13 protein-coding genes and 2 pseudogenes are annotated in these 11691 nt (G+C 70.3%); 7 read left to right on the forward strand and 8 right to left on the reverse strand.

Features of this window, described 5'->3' with window-relative positions; genetic code table 11:
* Positions 1–119: 119 nt before the first annotated feature.
* Positions 120–639 (forward strand): annotated as a pseudogene (locus tag FMEAI12_RS01000) (integrase core domain-containing protein); the annotation flags it as partial.
* A 137-nt stretch (positions 640–776) separates the two neighbouring features.
* Here the strand turns inward: FMEAI12_RS01000 and FMEAI12_RS01005 are convergent.
* On the reverse strand, positions 777–1631 hold the full coding sequence (locus FMEAI12_RS01005; protein WP_112104652.1) for an SAM-dependent methyltransferase: 855 nt from the start codon (positions 1629–1631) through the stop codon (positions 777–779).
* A gap of 175 nt (positions 1632–1806) precedes the next feature.
* Complete coding sequence (locus tag FMEAI12_RS01010) at positions 1807–2298, reverse strand: YceI family protein (RefSeq protein WP_255565639.1); 492 nt, start codon at positions 2296–2298, stop codon at positions 1807–1809.
* A 138-nt stretch (positions 2299–2436) separates the two neighbouring features.
* On the opposite strand from FMEAI12_RS01010, the gene FMEAI12_RS36910 reads away from it, so the two are divergent.
* From FMEAI12_RS36910 to FMEAI12_RS01025, 5 genes are all read left to right on the forward strand, one after another.
* Positions 2437–2688 carry a hypothetical protein gene (locus FMEAI12_RS36910; protein ID WP_165938856.1) on the forward strand — a complete coding sequence of 84 codons (252 nt, stop codon included), beginning with the start codon at positions 2437–2439 and terminating at the stop codon, positions 2686–2688.
* 44 nt (positions 2689–2732) lie between these two features.
* Positions 2733–2888 (forward strand): hypothetical protein, encoded by a 156-nt coding sequence (locus FMEAI12_RS39615; protein WP_368672041.1) that lies wholly within the window; start codon positions 2733–2735, stop codon positions 2886–2888.
* A gap of 40 nt (positions 2889–2928) precedes the next feature.
* Positions 2929–3423, forward strand: coding sequence for a transposase (locus FMEAI12_RS36915; protein ID WP_235013562.1), 495 nt, complete (start codon positions 2929–2931; stop codon positions 3421–3423).
* A gap of 304 nt (positions 3424–3727) precedes the next feature.
* Complete coding sequence (locus FMEAI12_RS01020; protein ID WP_112104656.1) at positions 3728–4285, forward strand: DUF5994 family protein; 558 nt, start codon at positions 3728–3730, stop codon at positions 4283–4285.
* Complete coding sequence (locus tag FMEAI12_RS01025; RefSeq protein WP_071059648.1) at positions 4282–5295, forward strand: glycosyltransferase family 4 protein; 1014 nt, start codon at positions 4282–4284, stop codon at positions 5293–5295. The genes FMEAI12_RS01020 and FMEAI12_RS01025 overlap by 4 nt, the downstream gene beginning before the upstream one ends.
* Positions 5296–5317: 22 nt before the next feature.
* Here the strand turns inward: FMEAI12_RS01025 and FMEAI12_RS01030 are convergent, their stop codons facing one another.
* From FMEAI12_RS01030 to FMEAI12_RS39620, 6 genes and pseudogenes are all read right to left on the reverse strand, one after another.
* Entirely contained in the window at positions 5318–6838 is a 1521-nt protein-coding gene (locus FMEAI12_RS01030; RefSeq protein ID WP_235013563.1) for a glycoside hydrolase family 130 protein, read from the reverse strand.
* The gene (locus FMEAI12_RS01035) at positions 6835–7851 is read right to left on the reverse strand and encodes a glycosyltransferase (protein WP_112104658.1); all 1017 of its coding nucleotides are present in this window, start codon (positions 7849–7851) and stop codon (positions 6835–6837) included. The genes FMEAI12_RS01030 and FMEAI12_RS01035 overlap by 4 nt, the downstream gene beginning before the upstream one ends.
* Positions 7848–9062 carry a glycosyltransferase gene (locus FMEAI12_RS01040; protein ID WP_112104653.1) on the reverse strand — a complete coding sequence of 405 codons (1215 nt, stop codon included), beginning with the start codon at positions 9060–9062 and terminating at the stop codon, positions 7848–7850. Before FMEAI12_RS01040 ends, FMEAI12_RS01035 begins: the two co-directional genes overlap by 4 nt.
* A 292-nt stretch (positions 9063–9354) precedes the next feature.
* Positions 9355–10650, reverse strand: a complete 1296-nt coding sequence (locus FMEAI12_RS01045) for a PP2C family protein-serine/threonine phosphatase (RefSeq protein ID WP_112104654.1) — start codon at positions 10648–10650, stop codon at positions 9355–9357.
* Between the two features lie 99 nt (positions 10651–10749).
* The gene (locus FMEAI12_RS01050) at positions 10750–10968 is read right to left on the reverse strand and encodes a hypothetical protein (RefSeq protein ID WP_112104655.1); all 219 of its coding nucleotides are present in this window, start codon (positions 10966–10968) and stop codon (positions 10750–10752) included.
* A 226-nt stretch (positions 10969–11194) separates the two neighbouring features.
* A pseudogene (locus tag FMEAI12_RS39620) lies at positions 11195–11290 on the reverse strand (DinB family protein); the annotation flags it as partial.
* A 109-nt stretch (positions 11291–11399) separates the two neighbouring features.
* Here FMEAI12_RS39620 and FMEAI12_RS01060 point away from each other — a divergent pair.
* Entirely contained in the window at positions 11400–11555 is a 156-nt protein-coding gene (locus FMEAI12_RS01060) for a hypothetical protein (protein ID WP_235013564.1), read from the forward strand.
* Positions 11556–11691: the final 136 nt, after the last annotated feature.

Genomic DNA, 11691 nt, shown 5'->3' on the forward strand with positions numbered 1-11691 from the left:
CGGACAGCGATCTGTAGGGCCTGCCCGCCCACGCGGGCCGCTTGAGCCCGGTGCCGCGACGAGTGGCACGCCGGGTTCTGAAGGGGCGGGGGCGCAGCAACGCGCCCCCGCTACCTGACGACTGCGCGGTGACGCTGCGGCGTCTGTACTGCTTCTTCGTCATAGAGGTCGGCTCCCGCACCCTCCACATCCTCGGGGTCGCCGCTCACCCGGACGGACCGTGGACCACCCAGCAGATCCGCAACCTCCTCATGGACCTCGGCGACCGGATGGCCGACTTCCAGTTTCTGGTTCGTGACCGCGCCGGCCAGTTCACCGCCTCCTTCGACGCGGTCCTCGCCGACGCCGGCATCACCACCGTCAAGATCCCACCCCGAACGCCCCGGGCGAACGCCTACACCGAACGGTTCGTCCGCACAGTCCGGACCGAAGTCACCGACCGGATGCTGATCTTCGACGAACGGCATCTGCGCACCGTTCTGGCCGAGTACGCCGCCCTCTACAACGGACGGCGACCCCACCGCAGCCGCGCCCTTCAACCGCCCCGGCCCGACCATCCCGTCGCCGACCTGACGAAGGAGCGTCAAGCGCCAACCCGTCCTCGGCGGCCTGATCAACGAATACGAACGAGCCGCCTAAAACCCCAGGTCACCACCGGTGACCGAGTTCGGGCACCCCACAGGCTCTGACTGTGAGCTCTCGTGAACAGAGCCACGACGGCCTGTCTCGACCAGCCTGCTATCCGCACGAACACCAGGTCCGGTCGGTCGCCCCTGTCAGGCCTTGCGTCCCATCCCCGCACCGATGATCTTAGCGGCGAGGGTGAGCGGGTTCGGCACGTCGTCGCCGGGGTCGGGCCGCCACAACGGGTTGTACACGACACCCGGCTCCAGCAGCTCCAAGCCGTCGAAATACGTCCTGATCTCCTCGAAGGAGCGGAAGCGGCCCGTGCCGAGGTCTCCGAGCATGACCTTCTCGATCTCCGCGGTCTCGGCCCCGCCGTCGACGAAGTGGGTGAGGAAGACGTAGCTGCCCGGGGGCAGGACGTCGACGTACCGCCGGACCAGGCCACCCGGGTCCTCGTCATCGTTGAGGTGGTGGATGATCGCCACCAGCAGAAGCCCGACCGGCTGGTCGAAATCGATCAGGGCCAGAAGATCCGGATCGGCGAGCACGGAATCCGGCTCCCGCATGTCGGCAGTGATGACCGTGGTCCGGTCGTTCTCCGCCAGCAGCGCCCGACCGTGCGCCAGGACGATCGGATCGTTGTCGACGTAGACCACCGTGGACTCCGGGGCGATCGCCTGCGCCACCTGATGGGTGTTCTGCACCGTCGGCAGCCCGGCCCCGAGGTCGACGAACTGTCGGATACCCGCGTTCGTCATGTGGCGCACGCCTCGGCCGAGCACCGCCCGGTTGTAGAGCGGCACCTGCGCCCCGTTCGGGGTGAGCGCCATCAGCGTGTCGGCGATGGCCCGGTCCGCGGGGAAGTTGTCCTTGCCTCCGAGCAGGGCGTCGTAGACGCGGGCGACGCTCGGCTTGGTGGTGTCGATGTCGGCGGGCATCACCCGTCCGAGGGCATCAACGACGAGTGGCACCGAGGGCGGGTAGTGCGGGCTCTGATCGGACACGGCATCCTAAAGCGGCGAGTAGAGGCGCAAGGGGAACTACTCAGACCATATCCGGCCAGACACGGTCTGCACACAGATCGGCTGGCTTCGCCGTGCTGTCCCTCCGCGCAACGCAACTGACCGGCAGCGCCGCCGCCCGGGCGGCGAGGACGGCGGGGGCGTGCGGCTGGGAGAACTATTCGGTCGGTTTGTCGCGCGCGAACCGCAGGGAGACTTCCATGATCCCGTTGTCCTCGGTCGAGATTCCCGGGATGCTGGGGTTCGGGATGTTGTAGTCGGCGAAGGTCACCGGGATCTGGCCGACGACCTGGATCTGGTCGCCGGAGCGGCGGGCCTGCAGATCCATCGTGACGGGGTGCGGGGTGCGGTGCATCGTCAGTGTCCCGGTGGCCTTGTACGTGCGGGTCTCCTCGCCGGGCGGCACGGAGCCCAGGTCGATCGGTTCGGTCAGCGTGAACTGGGACGTCGGATAGGTCTCGACATCCATGATCCGGCCACGGAACTGGTTGTCGCGGCGGTCCTCGTCGCTGGCCACCGAGACCATCTGCACCTCGAACTGAGCCTCGGTGACGTCGGTGTCCGCGATGGTCATCGACCCGGAGACGTCCGAGGTGCGTGTGGGTGCCTGAAACTCGTCCGTGAGCCCTGAGCAGGGGTTTTGGCTCACTCGACGATCCCACCCGATGATCGATAGGCCTTCCGTCGAAGGCGATCGGACACCTGTACCTCTGCCTGTCGTCCAGCCGTGCTCTGCCGGCCATCAGGTGCTGTTGACCGGGACACCACCGTGTGGATGATCCTGGCCATGGCGGTTCGGCTGATCTACCTCGTCTTCTGTCGGCTGGTCGGCTGGCTGGGGCTGGTGGCCCGCAGCTCGGCGACGAAAGACGCCGAGATCCTTGTGCTCCGCCACGAACTCACCGTGCTACGCCGCCAGGTGTCCCGGCCCCGGTTCTGCTGGGCCGACCGCGCGACCCTCGCCGGGCTGGCACGGCTGCCCCCGCGCGCCTCATCGCCGATCCTGCTGGTCCGCCCTGAACGGAGATCCGCCAGCTGATCCTCCGCCTCGCCAAGGAGAACCCCCGCTGGGGCTACCGCCGCATCCACGGCGAACTCGTCCAACTCGGCTATCAGGTAGGCGCCAGTACCGTCTGGACGATCCTGCGCTCCGCCCACGTCGATCCCGCACCCCGCCGCTCCGGCCCCACCTGGCGACAGTTCCTGCACACCCAAGCCCACGCCCATCCTCGCCTGTGACTTCTTCACCGTCGACACCGTCCTGCTGAGCAAGCTGTACGTGCTGTTCTTCATCGAAGTCGAATCCCGCCGGGTGCATCTCGCCGGTGTGACCCGCCACCCGACGAACAGCCGGGTCACGCAGCAAGCCCGCAACCTGCCCATGACCACAGGCGAGTGGGCGGAACGGTTCCGGTTCCTCATCCGTGACCGCGACACGACGTTCACCGCCGCCTTCGACACCGTCTTCACCACCGACAACATCGATATCGTGCGGACACCCGTACGGACCCCGGTCGCGAACGCTTTCGCGGAACGCCGGGTCGGCACCGTCCGCCGCGAATGCCTCGACCACCTCCTCATCCTCGGCGAACGACACACCACCGCCGTCCTCACCGACTACGTCGACCACTACAACCACCACCGACCCCACCGGTCACTCCAACAACAGGCACCGCTCAGCACCGGCACCAGCCCACCGCCCGAACCCGACACCTCGGCCGTCCGACATGATCGACTCGGCGGGCTCATCCACGAATACCGGCAGACCGCATGACCCGACCCCAGTTTCCGGCACCCACACGTCGATGCGGGCTTTGCTGACTGTCGGCCACCGTGTCCGAAAACAGACCGCCGAGCTCCTTCCGGCGAGCCGATTTCGTCGGTGCGGAGTCGACTCTCGGCGTCGTCCTCACGATTTCTCGGACCCGGCATCTCGACCGAGTCGATCAAATGTGCGGATCTGCGTTGCCGTGGTACGGTCGAGATCAGGCCGGTCATTTACGAATGTCGCCGCTCGAGCGATGTCGTCACCGGTCGTGGCCGGCCGGCGTCTTCATCGCCGGGGTTAGGTGGCCGTCATGGCGGCAGGCCAGATGATTTCTTTCCTCGATCGTGCCGATTTCGCGCGTTTTGACGACGACGGCGGCGCACCAACCCGGCTTCGCGTGGCCTCGGCGGACGCCTGTCCCGAAGCTCCCACCGGTGACCGTGGGCTACGGCTTTCCCTCGCTCCCGCCGGCGGCCGCGGTTCCTTTGACGGAGTCTGGTGGCCACACGGCCGGCGGCTGGACCGTGAGGCTCCAGCGCTCGTCGCGGCGCTGTCCGCCGCCGGTCACCCGATCAGTCGACTGTCGGTCAACGGTGACATCTGGACCGGTATCCCCCGCCGGTTCCCCCAGTCGACCCGCCCACCGGTGCGGATCAGCTGGTTCCGCACCCTCGATCCGCACACGGTCACCCTGGACGGCGGCAACCGCCCCAGGTTCTTTCTCCTCGTGATCCCGCCCGACACGGCCGCGGACGTGGCAGCCGATGTCCTCCGGATGGCCGCGGCCGGCGGACTGTCCGGGCCGTCCGGCCAGATCCTGCGCCACGCGGGCGCCGTGCCGCTCGGCGCCCGGTCCGGAGCGCCGTGAGGATCGCGATACTCGCGCCGGTCGCGTGGCGCACTCCGCCCCGGCACTACGGCCCCTGGGAGCAGGTCGCCAGCACCATCGCGGAGGGCCTGCTCGGGCACGGGGTGGACGTGACGCTGTTCGCGACGCTGGATTCGGTGACGGGCGGCGAGCTGGACGGCGTGTGCCCGCACGGGTACGCCGAGGACCCGTCCCTCGACGGCCGGGTATGGGAGGCCCTCCACGTGGCCCACGCGCTGGCCCGCTCCAGCGAGTTCGACCTCGTGCACAACCATCTCGACTGGCTGCCCCTCGCGTTCGCGCCGAGCTTCCAGGCCCCCATGGTCACGACGATCCACGGTTTCTCCGATCCGCGGATCGTCCCCGCCTACGCGCGGGCGGCCTCGGCATACGTGTCGATCTCGGACGCCGACCGCAGCCCCGAGCTGAAGTACGTCTCGACTGTTCACCACGGCGTCGACCTGGACGAGCTCCCGTTCTCGGCAGCGGGCGGAGACGACCTGGTCGTGCTCGGCCGGGTCCATCCCGACAAGGGCACCGCGGTCGCCGTCGATATCGCCCGCCACGCGGGGCGGCGCCTGGTGATCTGCGGAATCGTCCAGGACGAGCGGTACTTCGCCGAGCAGGTGCTCCCGCACGTCGACGGGGACCGGGTCCGTTACCTCGGCTCGGTAGGACCGGCCCAGCGGGCCGAGGTCCTGGGCTCAGCCGCGGCGCTGTTGCATCCGATCGCGTTCGATGAGCCGTTCGGGCTGGCCGTCGTCGAGGCGATGGCCTGCGGCACGCCGGTCGTCGCCTACCCACGCGGAGCGATGCCGGAGGTGGTCGACGAGGGGGTGACCGGCTTCCTGGTGGACGGGCCGGTGGCCGCGGCGGTTGCCGTGGATCGCGCCGCAGCCCTTGACCGCGCCGCCTGCCGGGCCATGGCACGGCGGAGGTTCTCCACCGCGCGCATGGTCGCCGACTATCTCGCCGTCTACGCGAGCGTTCTCGCCGACCCTGTCTTCTGATCCCGCCGCCCCCGCGGGCTGGTCACCCGGCGGGAACCATGCGTGCGAGGAGCCGGTCGACGGGCACGCTGGCCATCCCGATCCGGGTGTCGCCGATCCCGTACGGCAGCCACAGCAGACCGTGGTGGATCAGGCTGCCGCAGGAGTAGACGACGTTGGGGACATAGCCCGCGCTCTCCTGCCCGGTCGGGGCGAGCAGTGGTTCGGGCAGCGCCGCGACCACCCTTCCCGGGTCCTCGAGATCAAGCAGGATCGCGCCGATGGTGTACGTCCGCATCGGCCCGACGCCGTGGGTGAGCGTGAGCCAGCCCGCGGACGTCTCGACCGGGGAGCCGCAGTTGCCCACCTGGAGCAGTTCGAAGGCGACCCGTGGTCCGTGGAGCGGACGCGCCGGCCCCCACACCTGGCCGTCGTCCGATGCGGTCAGGCCGGTGGACTCGCCGTCGGAGCGACAGAGCGCGAGGTGGCGACCGTCGACCAGCCGGGGGAACAGCGCCATGCCCTTGTTACGGGCGGCCGGGCCGGTGAGCGGTGCGGTGGTGAAGGCCCGCAGGTCGGGGCTGGTGAGTAGGCGCGGGGAGATGTCCGTGCCGTCGAAGGCGGTGTAGGTGGCCCGGTAGTCCGCGGTCCCGTCCGGCGCGGTGAACCGGACGAATCGCGCGTCCTCCATGCCGTTGCTCTCGCTGGTGACGGTGGGCCACAGCACCCGTTGTGGCAGGGCGCTGTCGGGTGGGAACTCGACCCGCCGCAATGATCCGGCGATCGAGCGGATCCCGGCGAGGATCCCGGGTGCCTGGGGGCGGCGGAGCAGGTCGGGGGGAACCGCGGCGAAGGCACGGGAGAGATCGGGGTCGGGTTCACTGCCGGGCCGCCGTGGGTCCAGGCTCTGGAGGACGGCACGGGTGACCTCGTCGTCGAGCCCGTGTTCGGTGAGCACGGCGCGCAGCCGGGCGGCCTCCCACTCGACGGGTACGGCGACGCCGGTGGTGAGTGGGCCGGTCCGCGGCTCCAGGCGCACCGCCGGGCCCGGACCGATCACTGCGACGGCGAAGCCGATCGAGGACAGATGGCCCTCCCCGACGGCGCGCAGGCTCAACGCCAGTCGCAGCGTGCCGGACGGCAGCCCGGTCTGGTCGGGGTGCGGCACCGCCGAGGGGTTGGTGACGGCCGCGCCCTCCACCGCGTACTCGGCGGTGAAGCACGCGCCGAGCAGTAGGGTGCGCGCCGCGGAGAGCTCCGTGGGTACCAGCACCCGGGGAGCCACCACCGCGGCGTGCCGCGCGAGGATGCCCCGGTAATCCCGGTGGCGCGGCTCGAACCGTTCGAGGAGGTCGGCGACCAGGCTGTCGACCTCCCGCTCGGGCAGGGCGAGCGCCCGGGCCACGATGCCGGCGGCCCGGGAGTGCGGCTGGCTGCCCTCCTCACCGGGCAGGAAGAGCTTCGCGATGACCCGGTCGCTGTTCGGGGAGAGCCCCAGCGGGTGCCGCGTGACCAGGTCGTTCCGGGCCGACCCGGCAGCTGTGGTCCGGGTGCTGCCGATCAAGGCGTCGATGCCAGGAGGCGGCGGGCATGCTGGGTCGTGGAGAGCAGGGCGAGCGTCGATTCGGCGCCCTGGTTGAGGTTGCGGCCGCCGGGCTCGAGGCCGTCGTAACAGCCGCCGGTGTCGGGGTTGAGTAACGCCATCGAGCTGTCGTTGTCCCCGAGGAACCACCCGTGGGCGCGGCCGAGGCCGGTCAGCCACCTTTTCCGTCCGGTCGCCGCGTGGGCGCGGGCGCAGGCGTCCGCGATCGCCGCGGCCTCGATGGGCTGCTGGTCGAAACCGGGCCCGGGATCTCCCCCCGGCCGGCGACCGCCGACCGGGGTCGGTGACAGGTTCCCGTCACGGGTCTCCACCTGGAGCAGCCACGCCAACAGCCGCAGACCGTCCGCGAGCACCACCTTGTCGGGCAGGCACATGCCGGCGAGGATCAGTGCCTCCGGGACGGCCCCGTTGGCGTAGCGCAGGGTGGGCTCCGGCCACGGCCAGCCCGGGTTGGCGCCGACCGGTCCGATCACCTCGACGGCGGCGGTGAGCAGCGCGCGCGCCGGCTCGTCGTCCGGATGGGCGAGCAGCACCTCTCCGGCACCGAGCGCCGCGAACGTCATGGCCCGCGGCCAGGGCGAGCGGCGCCCCGCACTGGCTAGGAAGCCGGCCCGCGCCGAGGCCCGCAATCGCCGCGTCGGCGCGGAGGCGGCCGCGGTGCCCAGCCCCCACAGCGCCCGGCCCCAGCAGTCACCGAGGCCGGGATCGTCCCGCCACCGCCCGTCGCTGTCCCGCCGGTTGCGGACGGCGCCGTCCACCGCCTGCGCGGCCAGCACGAAGGCGAGGTAGCGCTCCAACAGCCGCACCAGGTCCACCCCGGGCGACGGCTCGCGGGTGAGGACGACCAGGCCGCGCGCGACGTCGTCCACGCAGTAGCCGTGCTCCCGGCGTGGCACCGAACCGAGGGCGTGCTCGAACAGTCCGATGCCGTCGGTGAGCCGGAACAGGTGATCGAACGAGATCGCGGAGCTCACCGGGCCACCGGCACGGGCGCGGTCGACAGCCGGCTCCCGGTGCGGGCGACCAGTCCGGCGGCCAGCCGCCGGTAGCGGCCGGCGACCGCCGGCCACAGCAGGTCGGGGGCCTGCGCGGCTGCGGCGCTGGCCAGGCCGGCGCTCACCGTCTCGTCTGTCGTTATGCGGCGCACCGCGGCAGCGATGGCCGCCGGGTCCCGGTGCGGCACGAGCAGTCCGCTGCCGTCGCCGAGGAGCTCGACCGCGTGCGGGAACCGGGTGGCGACGATCGGCCGCAGCGCGGCGACCGCCTCGATGAGGACACCGGAGGTCACCTGGTCGACCGAGTCGTACGGCAACAGGACGACGTCGGCCCGGCGCACGAGCCCCGCGAGGGACACCGGATCCAGGTAGCGATCATCGAAGCTGACCGAGCCGGTCAGGCCGAGGCCGCGGATCCGGGCGGCCAGCCCCTCCCGGTACGCCTCGCCCTCCCTGGCGAGGACCTTCGGATGGGTCTGGCCCGCGATGACGTAGTGCGGGGCGGGATCGAGGTCGGCGAGGTCCGCCATCGCGGCGATGCCCCACTCGATGCCCTTCCCGGGCCCGATCAGACCCCAGGTGAGGATGATCGGCCCGCCGCTGTGCTCCTTGGGCGCCCGGCGGTTGTCCGCCGCGCCGTGCGGGATGACCACCACCCGTCGTGGATGGACCTGGAAACCCTCGACGAGCCGGACCCGCGCGGTCTCGGTCATCACGACCAACGCGTCCGCCGACGCGACCACGGACTCCAGGACGTGCCGCTGGTGCGGGGTCGGTTTCACCAGCACGGTGTGCAGGACAACGATAACCGGAACGTCGAGAGCGTCGAGCACCGCGAGCACCTCGTCGCCGTCCGGACCTCCGTACACGCCGTACTCGTGCTGCACCACGGCGACGTCGAAGCCGTTCAGCAGCCGTGCCGCCGCACGCGGACCGCCCGGCGTGCCGGCGACGAGATCTCCGACCAGAACCGGCCGGCTGGTCCGACCGGATCGACCCGGTGGTCGGGTTAGCGGTGCGGCCGGCTCGGCTGTGGCACCGGCTCGGTCGGTGGCGTCCAGGAGGCGCACCACCCCACTGGACGCACCGGGCGTTGGACTGTTCAGCTCGTCGAACAGGGCGGCAGCGAAGGTCGCGAGACCGCACTGGGTGGGCGGATAGGTGCTGAGGAAGCCATAACGCAGGGGCACGAGCTGATTCCTCCCAGGCTTGAGCCGTGTGGAGGAGTGCCGGCCGCCAGCGGGGCCCAAAACGAACATGATGATCGGGTCATGACCCGGGCACCCGTCGCGCCGGAGGTTGACACTCAACCTTGTCGAGTGTTAACCCACTTATAGTCTTCAGGAATATCGAAAGCAACCGGGGAACCGGCCGGCACCACTCGCTGTCGAGTCTGGACACTTTCGGCGGCCCGTCGTCCGCCGCCCTGGCCGGGGCCCTTCACCCGGTCGGCGTGCCACGGCGCGTGAACGGCCGCCGTGGTCACCGCCGGGCCCGCAGCCTCGAACGGACCGTTTTCATCGCCACGGACGAGATATCCGGGAAGTGGATTGCGAGGATGGCAATATCGTCCTGGGGCGGCCCGTCGGCAAAATCAAGCACCGCCGCCTCGATCGTCGCGGTGAGTCGGCCGGCGGCCGGATCAGTGGCCGCGAGCAGCGTCCGCAGCCGATCATCGCCGTACTGGTCGTTCCCACGGCGGGCCTCGGTGACGCCGTCCGTGTAGAGCAGGATGGTGTCACCGGGACCGAATCTCGGCCGGCTGGTGGTGAGCTCCGGGTCCTCGAAGACGCCGAGCACCAGGCCGTGGGAGCCGATGGGGGTCACCGTGCCGTCGCGCCCGCGGAGCAGAACCGGAGTGTGCCCGGCTGAACAGAGGGCCAGGGTCCGATTTCGCCGGGACCGGTCCACGGCCATGTATGCGACGGTGAGGAACCGCTCACTGTCGGGATGCTGGGTGAGTAGTGCCCGGTTGAGCTGGTTCAGAATGGCGGCCGGATCACGGGTGCGACTCGCCGCCGCCCGGATGGTGTAGTGCGCCAGCGCGGTCACCTTGGCCGCCTCGACACCCTTGCCGGCAACATCGCCCAGAACCACGCCGAAACTGGTACGACCGGTCTGGAAAACGTCGAAGAAATCGCCCAGGACCTCGGCGCCTTCGCCCGCCGGGCGGTAGCGGGCCGAGACCTCCAGGCCGGGGATCTCCGGAACCTCCGGGGGGAGGAGACTCTGCTGGAGAGTCCGGGCCAGGGCGGTCGCTGCCGCCGCCACGTGACGCAGCGCGATCTCGCTCGAAACGGCCTGGGCGAGGGTCTCCAGCAGTTCGAGGTCGCGGGCCGTCCAGAGCCGGGGGCGGACGTCGGCCGCCCCGAAGGCACCGAGCGTGCGGCCGCTCGGATCGCTGAGCGGGAAGCTGGCCCATGCCCTGATACCGGCCGACTGGACGAACGAATCACCCCGGACGCGATCGTCGCGGCCGGCGTCGGGCACGACCAGCGGCCGACCCGTGCCGATCGCCAGGCGGCAGAGGCTGTCTGCCGCTGCGATCTGCCGACCGGTGAGGTCGCCCGCCGCCGTACCCGCACGGGACTTCCAGTAGGAACGCCCGTCGTCCATCGCCATGACGAAGGCGAACGGGGCGCCGAGCATGACTGCCGCCAGGCGGGTCAGCCGGTCGAAGGGCTCCTCCGGCTCGGCGCGGAGCAACACCGAGGCGGCCTGGTCGGAGCCCGCGTCACGTGCCGGCCCGGTCCCTTCCGGCGCCGACGCATTGTCCACCTCGCAAGCCTAACCGCACTAACCGCACGATTCTGCTCCGCGGCAAAAGCCGGTGGCTCGTGGCCTACACCAGCTGCCGCAAACCGTCCGTCAGCCGCATCAGGCACCGCACCGTGCCACCTCCGTGCCGTCGCCGACGACCGTCGGCCGGGAGGACTGGGCGGACCGGCGCCGCCGGGTGATCTCCTCGACGTTGCGGTGTGGACGTCCTTGCCGCGCGGCTGCCTGGCCATCGTCGAAACTCTGCCGGATCACGTCGAGAGTCAGGTTTCGATCAGTGTCGTTCAGGCCCGTGGTCAGAGCCTCGAAAATCGTCACATCGTTGCTTCCAGCTCATGACGCACTATCCAGTCGTATGGGTGCCTGCCCAATTTTCCGGACAGCAACCCAATTTCCGCATGTTCACCGGTCTGGTGACGAACCGCACCCGTGGCAGGGCAGACTCGGATGCGCCGGTTCGCGCGGCCGGGCCATGACACTGGTCGAGATCTCGGGGAGAAGACGTTCCATGATCCGCTCGCGGGGCTGACGAATGGGCGGGCTTCGTGCGTAGGCGGAGGTCGCGCAGCAGGCAGACCTCGGAGAGATGGTGGATCAGCTCGCGGTGGATGTGCAGCACCAGATCGGCCATCGGAGCATCGGGAAGGGCTCCGTCGCGCCGATCAGGACCCTGTGGGGTGCCAGAAGTCGGCTTGGGCCTGTGACCTGGGATGATGCGGCGGAGCGGGCTGCCGGCATGATGGTCAGCTATGTCCATCCGCCTGCTCTATCTGATCTTCGTTCGGGTGTGCGGCTGGCTGGTCCTCTTCGGTCGTTCGTCGGCGTCGAAGGACATCGAGCTGCTCGTGTTGCGGCACGAGGTCGCGGTGCTGCGCCGTACCCAGCCCAAGCCGCGGTGGGACTAGTGGTCGTCTCCGTTAGTTCGTCGGTGATGGGTGGTGGCGGGTAGGTAGAGGCCGGCGGCGAGGTCGAGTGCGGCTTCGGCGGTTCCGGTCGGTGAGCCGTCGGCCAGGACGGAGTCGGCGTAGTCGTCGTGGCTGG

Origin of the sequence: Parafrankia sp. Ea1.12 (genome assembly GCF_900465275.1) — a bacterium.
In the GTDB taxonomy this organism is placed as follows: Bacteria; Actinomycetota; Actinomycetes; order Frankiales; family Frankiaceae; genus Parafrankia; species Parafrankia soli.